The 15753-nt window shown below is 40.0% G+C and carries 15 protein-coding genes, 1 tRNA gene and 1 pseudogene; 10 read left to right on the top strand and 7 right to left on the bottom strand.

What is annotated here, in order from left to right:
- Positions 1 to 18 precede the first annotated feature (18 nt).
- The 8 genes and pseudogenes from uvrA to ABMQ40_RS02580 all read left to right on the top strand — a co-directional run bounded on the left by uvrA (position 19) and on the right by ABMQ40_RS02580 (position 8610).
- A complete protein-coding gene (gene uvrA, locus ABMQ40_RS02545) occupies positions 19 to 2811 on the top strand; it encodes an excinuclease ABC subunit UvrA (protein WP_370896226.1) in 2793 nt (930 codons plus the stop codon).
- 148 nt (positions 2812 to 2959) lie between these two features.
- Positions 2960 to 3721: an alpha/beta hydrolase family protein gene (locus ABMQ40_RS02550; protein WP_370896228.1), complete on the top strand. Its 762-nt coding sequence runs from the start codon at positions 2960 to 2962 to the stop codon at positions 3719 to 3721.
- Positions 3722 to 3937: 216 nt separating this feature from the next.
- Positions 3938 to 4543: an AAA family ATPase gene (locus ABMQ40_RS02555; RefSeq protein ID WP_370896230.1), complete on the top strand. Its 606-nt coding sequence runs from the start codon at positions 3938 to 3940 to the stop codon at positions 4541 to 4543.
- Positions 4544 to 4631: 88 nt separating this feature from the next.
- A tRNA-Arg gene (locus tag ABMQ40_RS02560) sits at positions 4632 to 4703 on the top strand.
- 348 nt (positions 4704 to 5051) lie between these two features.
- Complete coding sequence (locus tag ABMQ40_RS02565; protein ID WP_370896476.1) at positions 5052 to 6323, top strand: serine hydrolase domain-containing protein; 1272 nt, start codon at positions 5052 to 5054, stop codon at positions 6321 to 6323.
- A 3-nt stretch (positions 6324 to 6326) separates the two neighbouring features.
- The gene (locus ABMQ40_RS02570; RefSeq protein ID WP_370896232.1) at positions 6327 to 7052 is read left to right on the top strand and encodes a serine hydrolase domain-containing protein; all 726 of its coding nucleotides are present in this window, start codon (positions 6327 to 6329) and stop codon (positions 7050 to 7052) included.
- Between the two features lie 10 nt (positions 7053 to 7062).
- Positions 7063 to 7422: pseudogene (locus ABMQ40_RS02575) on the top strand (serine hydrolase); the annotation flags it as partial.
- Between the two features lie 192 nt (positions 7423 to 7614).
- On the top strand, positions 7615 to 8610 hold the full coding sequence (locus ABMQ40_RS02580; protein WP_370896234.1) for an SDR family NAD(P)-dependent oxidoreductase: 996 nt from the start codon (positions 7615 to 7617) through the stop codon (positions 8608 to 8610).
- A 27-nt stretch (positions 8611 to 8637) separates the two neighbouring features.
- Here ABMQ40_RS02580 and ABMQ40_RS02585 read toward each other — a convergent pair whose 3' ends face one another.
- Positions 8638 to 8790 (bottom strand): hypothetical protein, encoded by a 153-nt coding sequence (locus ABMQ40_RS02585; protein WP_370896236.1) that lies wholly within the window; start codon positions 8788 to 8790, stop codon positions 8638 to 8640.
- Between the two features lie 37 nt (positions 8791 to 8827).
- Between ABMQ40_RS02585 and ABMQ40_RS02590 the strand changes: the two genes are divergently transcribed.
- Positions 8828 to 9649 carry a helix-turn-helix domain-containing protein gene (locus ABMQ40_RS02590; RefSeq protein ID WP_370896238.1) on the top strand — a complete coding sequence of 274 codons (822 nt, stop codon included), beginning with the start codon at positions 8828 to 8830 and terminating at the stop codon, positions 9647 to 9649.
- A gap of 27 nt (positions 9650 to 9676) precedes the next feature.
- Here ABMQ40_RS02590 and ABMQ40_RS02595 read toward each other — a convergent pair whose 3' ends face one another.
- From ABMQ40_RS02595 to ABMQ40_RS02620, 6 genes are all read right to left on the bottom strand, one after another.
- Positions 9677 to 10132, bottom strand: a complete 456-nt coding sequence (locus ABMQ40_RS02595) for an ester cyclase (protein ID WP_370896240.1) — start codon at positions 10130 to 10132, stop codon at positions 9677 to 9679.
- 108 nt (positions 10133 to 10240) lie between these two features.
- Complete coding sequence (locus ABMQ40_RS02600; protein WP_370896242.1) at positions 10241 to 10798, bottom strand: TetR/AcrR family transcriptional regulator; 558 nt, start codon at positions 10796 to 10798, stop codon at positions 10241 to 10243.
- Positions 10799 to 10928: 130 nt separating this feature from the next.
- Positions 10929 to 11843, bottom strand: coding sequence for a helix-turn-helix domain-containing protein (locus tag ABMQ40_RS02605; RefSeq protein WP_370896244.1), 915 nt, complete (start codon positions 11841 to 11843; stop codon positions 10929 to 10931).
- Between the two features lie 65 nt (positions 11844 to 11908).
- On the bottom strand, positions 11909 to 12706 hold the full coding sequence (locus ABMQ40_RS02610) for an SDR family oxidoreductase (RefSeq protein ID WP_370896246.1): 798 nt from the start codon (positions 12704 to 12706) through the stop codon (positions 11909 to 11911).
- Between the two features lie 330 nt (positions 12707 to 13036).
- Entirely contained in the window at positions 13037 to 13405 is a 369-nt protein-coding gene (locus ABMQ40_RS02615; protein WP_370896248.1) for a VOC family protein, read from the bottom strand.
- Between the two features lie 57 nt (positions 13406 to 13462).
- The gene (locus tag ABMQ40_RS02620; RefSeq protein WP_370896250.1) at positions 13463 to 14512 is read right to left on the bottom strand and encodes a M28 family metallopeptidase; all 1050 of its coding nucleotides are present in this window, start codon (positions 14510 to 14512) and stop codon (positions 13463 to 13465) included.
- A gap of 89 nt (positions 14513 to 14601) precedes the next feature.
- On the opposite strand from ABMQ40_RS02620, the gene ABMQ40_RS02625 reads away from it, so the two are divergent.
- Positions 14602 to 15741: an aminotransferase class I/II-fold pyridoxal phosphate-dependent enzyme gene (locus tag ABMQ40_RS02625; protein ID WP_370896252.1), complete on the top strand. Its 1140-nt coding sequence runs from the start codon at positions 14602 to 14604 to the stop codon at positions 15739 to 15741.
- Positions 15742 to 15753: the final 12 nt, after the last annotated feature.

The following is a 15753-nucleotide window of genomic DNA, read 5'->3' on the forward strand; positions in this document are numbered from 1 at the left end:
GTTAGTCTTAATTTTACTATGGCTTCAACTACCGAAATAGATATAAAAAAACAGGTTTTTGTTAAAAATGCACATCTTAACAACCTGAAACATATAGATGTTCTGATCCCTAAAAACAAACTGATTGTTATTACCGGAGTCTCGGGTAGCGGGAAATCTTCGCTGGCTTTTGACACCATCTATGCAGAGGGACAGAGAAGATATGTCGAGAGCCTCAGCTCCTATGCGCGTCAATTTTTGGGAAAACTTGAAAAGCCCAAAGTGGATGATATTAAAGGGCTGGCCCCGTCAATTGCCATCCAGCAGAAGGTGATATCTTCCAATCCCCGTTCTACCGTAGGAACTTCCACAGAGATCTATGATTACCTGAAACTGCTGTTTGCCAGAATCGGGAAGACCTTTTCCCCGGTCTCGGGAGAAGAAGTGAAGAAAGATTCGGTTTCTGATGTGGTAGATTTTATCAGATCATCTGAAAAAGATACTCCTTTCCTGTTGACCGCGCCGTTGGAATTTGATCCGGCAAATTTCGGTGAAACATTGAATGTACTGAAACTGGCCGGGTTTACAAGGCTTGAGATCAACGGAAATGTAGCAGGAATAGAAGATCTTGAAAGCTTCGGATTCACCCCTGAAAAAGGGATGACTATCAACCTTGTAATCGACCGCTTTTCTTATGAAGATGATGAAAACTTCCTTCAGCGACTGGCGGATTCCATTCAAATGGCTTTTTACGAAGGAAGAGGATACTGCTCCCTTAAAAATACAAACACGGGAAAAATAAAAGAGTTTTCCAATAAATTTGAGCTTGACGGAATTGAATTTCTTGAGCCCAATGTTCATTTTTTTAGCTTTAATAATCCGTATGGTGCCTGCCCCACCTGTGAAGGATACGGAAAGGTAATCGGGATTGATGAAGATCTGGTGGTCCCAAACAAAGCCTTATCCGTTTATGAGGATGCCGTGGTGTCCTGGAAAGGGGAAAGTATGAGCGAATGGAAAAAAGCGTTCATCAAAAAAGCCGGGGACTTCCCCATCCATAAGCCCTACCATCAGCTTACAAAGGAGCAGAAAAATTTCCTTTGGAAAGGTGACGGCAGCAATAGCTTCCCGTCCATCAATAATTTCTTCAGGATGCTTGAAGAAAACTTATACAAGATCCAGTACCGCGTTATGCTTTCCCGTTACCGTGGAAAAACGCTCTGCCCTACCTGTGAAGGTTTAAGGCTGCGTGAAGAAACAAGCTGGGTGAAAATCGACGGGCATAATATCCAGTCTATGATTGAGCTTCCTCTGGATGAGCTCTTCCCGTTGATAAAAGGCCTAAAGCTTTCGGAACACGACCGGGAAGTGGCCAAAAGGCTGCTATATGAGATCACCACCCGTCTTGAATTCCTGCTGAAAGTAGGTTTGGGATATCTTACCCTGAACAGAACATCCAATACGCTATCCGGCGGTGAAAGCCAGAGAATCAATCTGGCAACGAGCCTGGGGAGCTCGCTGGTAGGTTCCATCTACATTCTGGATGAGCCGTCTATCGGTCTGCATTCCAGAGATACCGAAAATTTAATTGAAGTTTTAAAAAACCTCAGGGACTTAGGAAACACGGTAATTGTTGTTGAGCATGACGAGGACGTAATGAGAGCAGCGGATTATATCATTGACATTGGCCCGGAAGCCGGATATCTCGGCGGAGAGCTGGTTTTTGCAGGAAATTATGATGATCTAAGAGATGCGGATACACTTACTTCAAAATACCTCACCGGAAGGCTGGAAATTGAGGTTCCCGCAAAACGGAGAAAAGCCAGGGAATGGATCCATATCAAAGGAGCCCGACAGAATAATCTGAAAAATATTGACGTGGATATACCACTGGAAAACCTGGTCGTGATCTCCGGAGTTTCAGGAAGCGGTAAATCCACCCTAATGAAAGAGATCCTTACCAACGATATCCAGATCCAGCTGGGAATGGGTGGCAAAAAGGGCGATTATGACTCCGTGGAATTTCCTAAAAAACTGATCAAACATATTGAGCTGATCGATCAGAACCCGATCGGAAAGTCTTCCCGATCCAATCCGGTAACCTATCTGAAAGCATATGATGACATCAGAGACCTATTTGCCAAGCAGAAAATGGCCAAAATGATGGGTTATAAACCGAAACATTTCTCTTTTAATGTAGATGGCGGAAGATGTGACGAATGTAAAGGTGAAGGAGTGATCAATGTCTCCATGCAGTTTATGGCCGATATTGAGCTGGAGTGTGAAGTCTGCAAAGGGACCCGTTTTAAAAATGAGATCCTTGAAGTGAAATATGATGAAAAAAATATTTCCGATATTCTTCATATGACTGTGGATGAGGCTTTGGAGTTTTTCAGAGATAATAAGGAGGAAAAAATTGTAACTAAATTGAAGCCGTTACAGGAAGTTGGCCTGGGATATTTACAGCTGGGACAAAGCTCCTCTACCCTTTCTGGTGGTGAGGCGCAACGGGTAAAGCTGGCCTCCTTCCTGGTAAAAGGAGTGACAACCGAGAAAACATTATTCATCTTCGATGAGCCTTCCACCGGATTGCACTTTCATGACATCCGGAAACTCCTGAAATCCCTGCAGGCGCTGATTGACCTGGGACACTCTGTGATCGTGATCGAGCACCAGCCGGATATCATCAAGTGTGCCGATTATATTATCGATATCGGACCGGAGGCCGGGAAACACGGTGGAGAGGTTGTTTTTACCGGAACTCCCGAAGAATTGATTAAAAATAAAAATTCCCATACCGCAAAATATATCAAAGAAAAGCTGGAGAACTAAATCTAAACAGAGGGCCGGAATGGCTCTCTAATTTTTTTAGCTACAAGCGATCAGAATAGGAAAAAGCTTTTTCCGTAATCATCTGCCGGACCAAAACGAAAAAGTTTTTATTTTTATAACTAAATCAAATCATTACTCACGTCGGACCATGAAATTCAAAGCACTCTTTTTTCTGATTCCTCTACTCCTGTTCAGTTGCGCTACAAAACAAACCGGCAACTTAAACCGTAACTACAAGATAAAACGGGATACGTTAAGCATGTTCGATAAGGCGAGAAACCGTAAAATCCCTGTGGCATTCTATCATCCGGACATAAAAATGCCCGGACAACAGATCGTGATTTTCAGCCACGGTTACGGAGAAAATAAAGGCGGCGATTATCTGATGTATTCTTACCTGACTGAAAACCTGGCATCAAAAGGATATTTTGTAGTCAGCATCCAGCATGAGCTTTCCACAGATGACCTGATCCCTGTTAACGGAAAGCCTCAGGTGGTAAGAATGCCTTTCTGGAAACGGGGAGCACAAAATATTTTATTTGTACTGAACGAACTGAAGAAAAGTAATCCGGAGCTCGACTATAAACATCTGACTCTGATCGGGCATTCCAACGGCGGAGATATGACAGCTTTATTTGCCTGCACCTATCCGCAGCTGACCTATAAAATCATTACCCTGGATAACCGAAGGATGTACCTTCCCAGGACGTCAAGGCCAAAGGTCTACACATTACGTTCCAGTGATTATCCCGCAGATGAAGGGGTCTTGCCTACCTCTGAAGAACAGAGAAAATACAATATTGTTGTACAGCCTACAAACATCATGCACGGGCATATGGATGATAAAGGCAATGCCGAAGAAAAAGAAATTTTAAACAATCTCATATTACAATATATGAAAGAAAACTAGCGGGGCTTATCCACAAAAAAATGTGGAAAACCTGTGAATTTTAACATTCAGTTTATATTTTGTATTGTTTTTTTTTCTATTTTTACTTTGTAATTATAACTGAGGTGGAAACATATTTTGCTTTTTTCAGTTTTGAAATCGCAATTAAATTTATAAAAATTTAAGCATAGCATTGTCGGCTATGCTTTTTTATTGTTGTCTAATTAAAAAAATGAGATGTTTTATCTACTGGATCCGTTCCTAAAGAACGGATTCTTTTATATCCCACTACAATTCATGATACGACACTATAATTTTTACGTGATCACCGGAGGGCCGGGAGTTGGCAAAACCACCCTGATCAATGGCCTGGCAAAAGCAGGATACAGAACCATCGGTGAGAATGCCCGGGAAATAATCAAGGAACAGATACGGTCAAACGGTGAGGCGCTGCCATGGAAAAACAAAGAATTATATACGCAACTGATGCTGAAAGCTTCGGCGGAAAGTTTCAGATCAGCTTCAGAATGCAAAGATCTTGTTTTCTTCGACCGTGGAATCTTGGATGCGTTTTGCTATGCCCATATCATTGGGATGGATATTTCCGATGATATGAATGATATGGCAGCTGCATGTCTGTATAATCCAAAAGTTTTCATCCTTCCTCCCTGGAAAGAAATTTATGAGACAGATCATGAAAGAAAACAAAGCTGGAAAGAAGCTGTCGAAACCTATAATATGATGAAAAGCACGTATTCAAAGTATGGTTACGAACTGATTGAAGTTCCCTTTGATACCCCTGAAAACAGGATTGAATTTATTTTGAACGCCATTGAAAGATAGCTTAGTCATAAATATATATTCATCTGCAATAAAATTGTATTTTTATTTGACTTGTTTTATTAAAATAAATAACTTTGCTGCCCCAAACGGCCCCATAGTTCAATGGATAGAATAGAAGTTTCCTAAACTTTTGATCCAGGTTCGATTCCTGGTGGGGCTACTTTAAAACCTGTCAGCAATCCTTTTCTCCGCTGACAAAGCTATTACTCCAAATTCTCACCCGGTTTCTGTCATTAAATATCGTCGTTACAGCTACCATAAGCATATTTCTTCATGTAATATATCCCTGCAATGGGTTGTTTTATTTAAAATTACCGGAGTGAAATATATTGCCATCTTAATATCTTTAATTGTCTGTATCCAAAAAGCTCTTGCCCAAAATAAAATTCCTGTCAGGGAATTTGCTTCAGACAAAACTGATTGGTCTCACCTGAAAAATATTTAGAAGAGCCTTTTGCCTTTTTATTCTATTAAGGAACAAACAGAAAAGCATTCTATTTCAGAGATCATGTCCCGGGATAATATTCCGGGCATGAGGATGATATTTGTGGACAAAGAGAAAATAGCTTGGTATGCTAACTATGGGTATGCGGATATTTCCAAAAAAATTAAAGTAGATTCTGAAACTGTATTTGCCGGAGCTTCATCAAGCAAGCCCATCACCGCTATTATAGCATTAAAACTGTGTGAAGAAGGAAAGCTGGGACTGGATGAGAATATCAACAATTGGTTATCAGGCTGGCAAATACCGGAAAACGATGCCACCCGGAATAAAAAGGTAAGCCTGCTATATTTATTAAGTCATACCGCCGGCCTGGACAGAAAAAACTGGTCCGAATATTCACCTGAAGATTCCATACCTTCTTTAACCCAAATGCTTAAAGGAGAAAAACCATCGGTTGACAAGGGGTTTCTTTTTATCAATGAACCCGGAAAGACCTTTAAATATTCCAATACAGGATATCTTATTGTACAAAAGGCAATAGAAGATGTTACCGGTAAAGCCTTCGCTGATGTTGCCGGCCAGTATATCTTTACCCCTTTAAATATGCATAGGACATCCTTCAGCCAACCTATTCCTCCGAAACTGTTCCCGTATAAGGCAACCGGCTACTCTTCCAATCTAAAGCCATTTCCCTATAAAATATATCCTTTTGAGGCGGCCGGCGGAATCTGGACTACTCCTGACGATTTGGGAAAATTTATCATTGCCCTGATAAAGGATTATAAAAAAGGAACAAACCTGATCTTATCAGAAAATATGACTCAACACGTTTTCAATAAGGGACAGGATGTTGATAAACTTGCTTTTCCGCTTTGGAATTGGAAAAATGATATTGTATTCAGACATACAGGGCACATTAATGGTTTTACCTCTTTTATTTTCGGATCTGTGACTAATGAACAGGCCCTTATTGTGATGACCAATGGTGAAAATACCCAGGATTTATTCGATTATTTACAAAGAACTGTTGCAAAAGAATATAACTGGGAATATATGCAGCCAGAGTTTTTTACTCCGATAAAAATAAACTCAGCTACCCTCAGACGCTATACCGGTACATTTGATTGGGAAGGTAAATATCTTGCCGTTACCCGTGAAGGAGAGAAATTATTTATACAAATCAATTCCGAGCTATATGACCTGACACCGGTTGGAGAAAACCTGTTTTTGGTTTCTGAAAAATCTTTGAAAATTTATTATCCGGAAGATAAGCCACAAATGATCCAAATCTGGAAAGCGAACGGTGATCTCTCTGAAGCCCATAAAATCAATTAAAAGATGAAATTTTTATTAAAATATTGTTACTTCTCACTATTTTTTTTACTGGCTGTTTCCTGTGGCAACCGCAAAAATATAGGGTTCCATTCAAAACTTAATACTCTGGAAGGTTTAGACGGCAGAAAAATAAAGATTGACAGCCTGGAAAAGTTTATGGCAAAAGAAATGGATTCACTTAAAATTCCGGCAATTTCAATTGCCATTATTAATGACCATGAGATAATATTTGCTGAGAATATAGGAGTAAAAAATTTGGTAACCAAGGAAAAAGTGAACAAGTATAATATTTTTGAAGCCTGTTCTCTTTCTAAACCTGTTTTTGCCTATTTTGTCATGACGCTAGCAGAAAAGGGAATAATTGATATAGACAAACCTCTATATCAATATTATAAGGAAAATGATATCGAACCGGGAAAAAATTACGAATCCTTAACAGCGCGGATGATACTTTGCCATGCATCGGGCTTCCCTAACTGGAGGGAGTCTTCCGAGGAAAAGCTACTATTTTTATTTCCACCCGGTACACGTTATGGCTATTCCGGTGAAGGTTACCAGTATCTGGCCAGAGTACTTATGCATATTCTTAAAACTGATGATAAGGGATTAAACGCTCTGTTTCAAAAGGAAGTTGCAAGGCCATTAGGAATGCACTCCATGAACTTTATCTGGAAAAAAAAGTCTTTCCCGGCTAAAAGTATACTCCCACGCAAAAGGATTACCTACTGACAATGGACCTCAGGGGCCTGCAGATTGGTTTGGTTCCGCAGGGAGTCTTCATACCAACGCTTATGATTATGCCAGATTTATGCTTAAGCTCATGGATAACAGTAAATTATCACAGGAATGCCTTGCTGTACAAACAGCCATGCCTGCTGCGGAAAATGGTCTTCACCGCTCTCTTACATTTCCTTATGTATTTAATAACGGTTCTATGAAATACTTTCATACAGGCAATAATGGAGATACAAGAGCTTATTGTGAATTTGATGCAGAAAAGAAATGGGGGGTGGTTTTATTTAGCAATTGTGATCATTTTTTCGCTTCACAATGCGCTGCACATTTACTGAGATACCTTGGCAGTGATATTAAATTTTAAAACATAAGTTATTGCAGAGTTCCTGTTTAAACATAGTGTAACCTGTATTCCTGCCAACCGCTCTTACATCTGATATTGTCCTGCCACATATTTTAAAGAACAAACGGCCTTTTAAGCAAAGTAAATCCGGTCTTTTAAACAAAGTTTCTATTTCTGCGGTCTCCTATCTTTGTTTCAATAAATAATTTAAGAATGGAACAGAATAATTATCAGGGAGCTCTGCAACGACCAATCGGTTCGGGCTTCCATGCCGCCTCAACGGCAAGTGACGTGATCAAGGGTATTGATCTGACAGGAAAAATTGCCATCGTAACCGGCGGAAATACGGGTATTGGCCTGGAGACCACCAAAGTACTTGCCACGGCAGGTGCCACGGTTATTGTACCTGCACGGGATATTGAGAAGGCAAGAAGGAACCTTCAGGGAATTGCCCGTGTGGAAATCGAACAAATGGATCTGATGGATCCTTCTTCAATCAATACTTTTGCTGAAAATTTTCTTGCTTCGGGAAGACCTTTGCATATGCTGATCAATAATGCGGGTATTATGTGGGTTCCCCTTCGCAGGGATAACCGGGGATATGAATCCCAATTGGCGACCAATTATCTGGCCCAGTTCCAGCTTACCGCAAAGCTATGGCCTGCCCTTCAGAAAGCCAACGGAGCAAGGGTTGTAAATGTATCTTCACAGGGACACCAGTTTGCTCCTTTCGATTTTGAGGACCCCAATTTTTTAAACCGGGAATATGAGACATTACTGGGTTATGGCCAATCAAAAACAGCGGTTAACCTTTTCTCCCTTGAGCTGGATCATCGTGGCCGGTCATCAAATGTAAGAGCCTATTCTCTGAATCCCGGGTCTATCGGAGGCACAGAGCTTGGCAGGGAAGCCTCACCGGAGATTTTTCAGCAGCTAGGCTTCTGTGATGAGAACGGGGACCTTCTGCCCGAGGTTGCCGCAGCACTTAAAACCATTCCCCAGGGAGCCGCCACTACGGTCTGGTGTGCTACAAATCCCCAACTCAACCATATCGGAGGGATATATTGTGAAGATGTGGAAGTTGCCGGCCTTGCAGATGAAGCTCCAATGTCGCCGGGCGTGAAATCTTATTCTTTAGATGAAGTCTCGGCTAAAAAATTATGGGAGTTAAGCGAAGCCATGACCGGAATTACATTCCACATCGGTTAATCAGCAGAACAGATGACGGAAATTTCTTTAAAAGTTACCATCCGGGAAGGAGCTATGATAAAGCTCCCCTGCATCTAAAAGGTAGTCACCACCGGAAAAGAAAAATGCCATTAGCAGAATGATCAGGAAGTTTTGCGTCTCTTCCTGATCATCCCAATGGACTTTTAAACAAAACAGCATTTGTTTTTTATCTTTGTACCAGAAATAATACAAGCCAATGGAATATACGGCAAAATATATCACAAAAGATATAAAGCTCTCCAGTTATGAGGACAAGTTCTTCAAATCGGATATAATGTTTGACCAGCATATGCTGATATGGTTCATTTCAGGCGAAACAAAAATTATCCAGGCCGATGCCACCTATTATTTCAAAAAAGGAGACATTTTCCTGATTCCAAGAAACCAGCTGGCTACGATCATTAATTATCCGAAAGACGGCCAGCCTCATAGAACCGTTGTCATGCATCTGTCTGTTGAAAGGCTCAAAAGTTTTTATGCCAACCGTAACATTGCCCCAAAAACAGGGAGGCCACAGAAAATACTTTGTTTCAGCAATCATCCCCTTTTGGAAAGCTGTATGTCCTCATTGATCCCATATTTCGATATGGATGGACTCCCTGAAGATATTGCCTCGATTAAGATTGTGGAAGCCATAAGCATCCTCAGAAGCATTGACAGTGAGATAGACGATGTGCTTGCCAACTTTGAAGAGCCCGGGAAAATCAACCTGGCAGACTATATGGAAAAGAACTTTATGTTTAACTTATCCATAGAGAAATTCAGTTATCTGACAGGCAGAAGCCTGACCACCTTTAAGCGGGACTTTAAGAAAACCTTTAATATCACCCCGCAACGCTGGCTTACCCGGAAGCGACTGGAACTGGCACATTACCAGCTCGCCGAGAAAAAGAAGAAGCCTATTGACGTCTGCTACGAGGTAGGGTTTGAAAACCTGTCCCACTTTTCTTTTGCCTTTAAAAAACAGTTTGGGTATGCTCCTACCACACTATTGAAAGCGAGTTCAAATATTGGGTAATTCTGCTCTCTTATCTGCATTCCATAATCATGGGTTCAGCGCACCTTGATAGTGCCTCTGATAAACTTCAAAAGAGTTTCTTTCTACCCAGTTATGTGCCAATTTACCATCTCTGATGAGCCATATTGCAGTTCCTGTAAATTCAATGGGTTCTTTATTTGGGGTTAATCCTAATATTCCATTATTCAGACCTGTTAACTTCCACCGCACAACTACCTTTGTACCACAGGCGCTCTCAAAAGCGTCTAATGTTTCTAAATGAGAGTTTTCCACATATTTTAAAAATTGAGATACCCACTTTTTAAATTCATCCCTTCCGCTTATTAAATTGCCGGCTGTGGTTATCTCAAAATCTTCTGACATAAGCTGGTCTATCAGGTCTATATCATAAGGAGAGCTCCATACATTATTAAAGAAATAAAGGACTTTTTCGATATTACCTAGCTCACTGAAGTCAGGTTTTACTACGTTGCTTGTTATCATATTTAAAAACTTAATTTAGGTTCTAGAGATTTTTATCATTTTAATTAATAACCTTTGGGTTCACGAACAATTGATTAGACCGGTCTGTATAATTTATCAGCAAATTTTTTATATCATTGATGATATGATTTTCCGGGTCTGAACAAAAGCGGCATCATCTTTAAAAATAGAAGCCTGTGTTGATGCACCTTCCATTAAAAGATAAATGGCATCCGCAAGCTCGGCTCGTTCCGTTTCATTTTCCTTTAATTGTGCCGTCAATCCTTTTATAAGGGAATGAAATCTGTTTTTAAAATGACGGACAACGGGTAGCACTACAGCCTCTTCTTCTTCACTTATTTCAGATACTATCCTTGCGAACCGGCATCCTTTATATCTTCCTTTACGAAGAAGATCAAAACGGAGATCAACCAGCTTCAAAAGTTTACTTTTGCTGTCTTTTTCAGTGCTTAAACCATCTTCAAAATACTGAAAAATGGTTTCTTCAGACATCTTTAAATAGCTTGTCAATACATCCGTTTTAGACTTGAAATTGTAGTATAACGAGCCTTTTGCTATTTTGGATTCTTCAATAATCTGATTGATACCTGTCTGACTGTATCCCTGATTAAAGAACAATTCTGAAGCTGTTTCTAAAATCCTCTCTTTTGCTGTTGCCGTATTCATGTAGCAAAGGTATGGATATCTTTTTGTTTAGACAAGTCTGTATAATTTATTTTATCAATACTTTTCAGCAGAAATTATAAAGGAATAGATCAGTCCTTTTTGAGCAATCATATTCTCACTGTGCCTCCAATTAATTAAACAATTGCTTAAAATTCAAAGGAGTCAGGCTTGTTTTCTTTTTAAAGAGCTTGTTAAAGGATTGTGAATGCTCAAACCCTAAATGGTAGGCCACTTCTGAGACGGAAAAATCAGTGGTGGTAAGATATTCTTTAGCCTTTTCGATCAGTTTTTCATGAATATGCTGCTGAGCGTTCTGTCCTGTAAGACTTCTCAACATATCGCTTAAATAATGGGAGGACAGATTGAGTTGCGAAGCCAGGAACTCTACGGTAGGAAGCCCCTTCGTCAAAGTCTCCTGTTTATTGAAATATTCGTCCAGCAGATGTTCCATCCTGGTAAGCAGATCATTGTTTACTATTTTTCTGGTAATGAACTGTCTTTTATAGAAACGGTTGCTATAATTGAGTAAAACCTCAATGTAAGAAATGATCACATCCTGGCTGATCTCATCAATGGGAGTATTAAGCTCATCGCGGATATTATTCAAAAGGCCTACAATAATGTTTTTCTCTTTTTCAGACAAGTGCAGGGCTTCATTGGTATCGTAAGAAAAGAAACCGTATTTTCTGATTGTCTTGGCCAGAGGATAGGTTCTGAAAAAGTCAGGATGGATAAGCAATGTGTATCCGTAGTATTCAGCATTCTCTTCAGTGGACAATATCTGGTTGGGAGCAGTAAACATCATTCCGCCTTCATTGAAATCATAATAGCCCTGACCATATCCTATTTTGCCGTTTTCAGAATACTTATAGGAGATCTTATAAAAATTCAGAATAAAATTTCTGCTCAGCATTTCTTTATTCACTTTCATCTGGGTATTATCGATCAGGCTGATCAGGGGGTGAAGAGGTTTAGGAACATGCAGAATATTATGCAGATCCGATATGGAGGAAATCTTAAAAGGAACATTTTCTTTCTTTTCCATGATATAAAGATATTGATTTTGAAAAAGCAGTACAACTAACAGCTGTACTGCCTGAATAAGTATGACTAAATAAATTGTTTTCCAAATTCTTTTCTGAAAGCTTCAGCTCCCAGTTCCAGACGCTGCGCATACAAGGCTTTTGCATCTTCACCGGCAATATATCTCAGCTGGTTTTTCCCATCTGTGGCCGCTTCATATACCACTCCGGCAATAAGTCCGGCTTCCGAGGCACCGTCCATCATATGATCCGTATTGGAAAACATGGTATTCATCATGGATTCATATTCCGGATGGGTTCCCGTATCCAGAGAGCGGCTTATGAAGTCTGTTTTGATGCCTCCCGGAGAGACAGTCTTCACATCAATCCCAAGTTTATTAAGCTCAAATGCCAAACTTTCGCTCCAACCTTCCAAAGCCCATTTTGTAGCATGATAGGTTGAGCTTAAAGGAAAGGCGATCAGTCCTCCGATGGAAGTAGTCGTGATGAACATTCCTTTTCTTTTTTCCCGGAAATAAGGAATAAAAGCTTTTGTGACACGGATCACTCCCAGCAAATTGGTATCCAGCTGTCTTAATATCTGATCATCAGTCAAAGCTTCCAGAGGACCTATCAGGCCATATCCCGCATTGTTGAAGACCACGTCAATATCACTGATTTCAAGTGCTTTTGCGGCTGCCGACTGTATCTGCTCCAGGTTGGTAACATCCAAAGGCAATACGGTTACATTCTCTAATTTCGTAAGTTCAGTTTCTGATTCCGGATTTCGCATGGTGGCAATTACACTCCATCCCTGGCTTTGAAATAGTTTTGCGGTAGCCTTCCCTAAGCCTGTTGAAGCACCGGTTATGAAAATTGTTCTCATTTTTTATTGTTTAAATTACAGGACAAAGGTCTGATTTAAGAGAAAATATCAAGTTGCCAAAACGGATTATAATGTAGCCAAAATGAAAAGACCACCACATTCAAAAAACCGATAAGTTCTCTTATCGGTTAAAAAAAACAAAAATTGATATGGATATGATTGGATATGTGTTTTTTTAGATCTTATTCAATATTGATTTTGACAAGACAAATTTATATTTATTTAGACTTAATAAAAATAATATAAGTCATGACATTTATCAGTTTACCTATATTTTTACAAAAATCCATTTTTAAATGTCAGAATAAGATACTGCAATAATAACACAATTTACTTTTTTGAAAATTCTCCGAAATGCCAGAGGATACCCGAAGGATCATGCACAAAACATTCTTTTCCCCAGGGCATTGTTCTTACCGGCGTGAGCCTTACCTTTTCATATTTCAGGGGAAGATCAAGGGAAACGAGCTCCTGCCAGAATTTGTCCGTATCTTCAACTTCTGCAAAAATCATGGTATTGTCTGCCCAGTCTTTTATATAGGCATCCTGCAGATAGAATGAAATTTCATTCTTACTGAATAATGAAAGTCTCGGTTCCAAAATAGCTTCTTCAAATCCCAAATCTTTGTAAAAGCGTCTGCTGATCTCAAAGTTTTCTGCTCCTATGAAAGGTCTGATTGATCGTAAGTTCTGCTTCATTTTAAATATCATTAAAAAGCCCATAGAATTTACTACAGGCTGCTGTTTATAAAACTATTACTGTTTACGGTCAACTACAATCCTGTCCGGCCTGTTTGCAATATCCCAGGCTGTTGTGAAGATGAGCTGAACCCGTTTCTCCAGTAAGGAGTAGTCGATCTTTTCCACATCATCAGTAGGCTTATGATAATCCTCATGGATTCCGTCAAAGAAAAAAGCTACGGGGATGTTATTCTTGGCAAAATTATAATGATCCGATCTGTAATACAGCCTGTCAGGATCGTTGGGATCATCATACTTATAATTCAGCTCCAGATTATTGGTTTTTTTATTTGCCGCTTCGTTGATCTGTTTCAATTGAGAGCTCAGCATATCGGATCCTATCACATAGACATAGTTTTTGCCCCTGTTTTCAGGATCGTCCCGGCCGATCATGTCTATATTCAGATCTACAACCGTATTGACCAGTGGAAATACAGGATGGTCCGTATAATATTCCGAGCCAAACAATCCATGCTCTTCTCCCGTCACATGGAGAAACAAAACTGATCTTTTGGGCCCGTTTCCGTTTTTTTTAGCATGTTGAAATGCCTTTGCAATCTCCATTACGGCAACCGTTCCGCTTCCGTCATCATCCGCTCCGTTATAGACCACACCATTCTTCATGCCTACATGATCATAATGGGCAGAGACCACAACAATTTCATCGGGTTTTTCGGTACCTTCAATGAATGCCAGGATATTTTCTGAGTCGGGAAGATTGCCGCCACCCCTCTGCTTCATAAAGTCAGCCGGTACTTTCTGATAGTACGAGCCCAAAGCTTGTGGGTAGGAAATGCCAAGGCTTTTATAATAATTTACGATATACTCTCCTGCTTTTTTCTGTCCCGGGCTGCCGGTATCCCTTCCCTCCATCTCGTCAGAAGCGATGACATAGAGGTTTTTCTTCAGATCATTGGCATCGATCTTCTTATAGGCGGATAAAAAAGCTTTATTGCCTTTTATTTCAGCTGTTCCAGTCCGGACCATTCCTTTTTCAGTAATCCCGGCTGTTCCACAGGCTGTCAATATGGCAACAGAAAATAGTGGAATAAGTAATTTTCTCATTTTTTCGGATAATTTGTTTAAAAGTAACAAAAATTATTTAATTATTAAGAAATTGTTATTTTTCATATATTTGATATAAATGCCTGCTGATGGAAAAAATTTACGGGTTTACACATTATTCTTTTTTTACCGAAATGTCTGAGCTTGCCTCGAAGCATAATAGCTTCGACCTGTCTCTCGGGTTACCGGATTTCGATATAGATGAGCGGCTAAAATATTATCTGAAAGAATCCGTGGATTCAGGCAATCACCATTATGAACCCCTGGCAGGAAATCCCCTGTTGATAGAAAATATCATTAAGTACAATTCCAGGAGAAAAAACAGCATCATCCTTAAAAAAGAGGAGATAAGTATTGTACCATGTGCAACCTTTGCTTTATATACTTCACTGAAATCCATTTTAAATCAGGGGGATGAGGTTATTGTGATACAGCCTTCTTACTATACCTACGGGCCCTCCATTGTAATGAACGGAGGAAAACCCGTCTATTATGATCTCGATAAGGATTTTGCCATAAACTGGGAAAAACTGCAAAATTGCATTTCGCCGAAAACACGAGCCATCATTGTTAATTCCCCTCAGAACCCTACGGGGAAATTATGGATGCAATCAGACTGGGACCAGCTATATGAACTCGTCAAAAACCGGGAAATTTATCTGGTATCTGAGGAAATCTACGATACCTATTATTATGACGGGCTTGAGCATTACAGCTCATTCCTTCACCCGGAATTAAGAAAAAGGACCTTTTGCATTTTTTCATTCGGTAAGATGTTTCATTGTACGGGCTGGAAGATAAGCTACTTATTAGCTCCGGAAGATCTTACGGCAAGGTTCAGATGCCATCAGCAATATATTTCCTATAGTGCCAATGCGCCGGCTCAATATGCCGTGGCTAAGTACCTGGAAGTTTTCGATCCTGCCCTGAATCAAAGACTGATGCAGGCTAAAAGAGATATTTTTAACGAATTGATTACGGAAACTCCCCTGCAGGTTGAGCATAAAAGCCAGGGAAGTGTTTTTCAGGTGGTCAATTTCAGAAACGTTTCCAAGACCATGAGTGATGTAGAATTCTCAAGGTGGCTCACCACCGAAAAAAAGGTTTCCTGCCTGCCGTTGTCAGCCTTTTATAATTCCAGACAGGATTCTGATTATATCCGGTTCAGTTTTGCCAAAAAAGATGAAGTCATCATTCAGGCTCTGGAACATCTAAAGAAAAACCTGTAATAAAAAAGCACC

It is taken from the genome of Chryseobacterium gossypii, assembly GCF_041361455.1.
Taxonomy (GTDB): domain Bacteria; phylum Bacteroidota; class Bacteroidia; order Flavobacteriales; family Weeksellaceae; genus Chryseobacterium; species Chryseobacterium gossypii.

What these genes read in the sequence shown, in the direction of transcription:
- ABMQ40_RS02555 (WP_370896230.1), top strand. Translation starts at nt 3,938, where the DNA reads ATGTTTTATCTACTGGATCCGTTCCTAAAGAACGGATTCTTTTATATC.
- ABMQ40_RS02610 (WP_370896246.1), bottom strand. Translation starts at nt 12,706, where the DNA reads ATGAGAACAATTTTCATAACCGGTGCTTCAACAGGCTTAGGGAAGGCT.
- ABMQ40_RS02585 (WP_370896236.1), bottom strand. Translation starts at nt 8,790, where the DNA reads ATGCTGTTTTGTTTAAAAGTCCATTGGGATGATCAGGAAGAGACGCAA.
- ABMQ40_RS02605 (WP_370896244.1), bottom strand. Translation starts at nt 11,843, where the DNA reads ATGGAAAAGAAAGAAAATGTTCCTTTTAAGATTTCCTCCATATCGGAT.
- ABMQ40_RS02570 (WP_370896232.1), top strand. Translation starts at nt 6,327, where the DNA reads ATGAAATTTTTATTAAAATATTGTTACTTCTCACTATTTTTTTTACTG.
- ABMQ40_RS02550 (WP_370896228.1), top strand. Translation starts at nt 2,960, where the DNA reads ATGAAATTCAAAGCACTCTTTTTTCTGATTCCTCTACTCCTGTTCAGT.
- ABMQ40_RS02580 (WP_370896234.1), top strand. Translation starts at nt 7,615, where the DNA reads ATGGAACAGAATAATTATCAGGGAGCTCTGCAACGACCAATCGGTTCG.
- ABMQ40_RS02620 (WP_370896250.1), bottom strand. Translation starts at nt 14,512, where the DNA reads ATGAGAAAATTACTTATTCCACTATTTTCTGTTGCCATATTGACAGCC.
- ABMQ40_RS02615 (WP_370896248.1), bottom strand. Translation starts at nt 13,405, where the DNA reads ATGAAGCAGAACTTACGATCAATCAGACCTTTCATAGGAGCAGAAAAC.
- ABMQ40_RS02565 (WP_370896476.1), top strand. Translation starts at nt 5,052, where the DNA reads ATGTCCCGGGATAATATTCCGGGCATGAGGATGATATTTGTGGACAAA.
- ABMQ40_RS02600 (WP_370896242.1), bottom strand. Translation starts at nt 10,798, where the DNA reads ATGAATACGGCAACAGCAAAAGAGAGGATTTTAGAAACAGCTTCAGAA.
- ABMQ40_RS02625 (WP_370896252.1), top strand. Translation starts at nt 14,602, where the DNA reads ATGGAAAAAATTTACGGGTTTACACATTATTCTTTTTTTACCGAAATG.
- ABMQ40_RS02590 (WP_370896238.1), top strand. Translation starts at nt 8,828, where the DNA reads ATGGAATATACGGCAAAATATATCACAAAAGATATAAAGCTCTCCAGT.
- ABMQ40_RS02595 (WP_370896240.1), bottom strand. Translation starts at nt 10,132, where the DNA reads ATGATAACAAGCAACGTAGTAAAACCTGACTTCAGTGAGCTAGGTAAT.
- uvrA (WP_370896226.1), top strand. Translation starts at nt 19, where the DNA reads ATGGCTTCAACTACCGAAATAGATATAAAAAAACAGGTTTTTGTTAAA.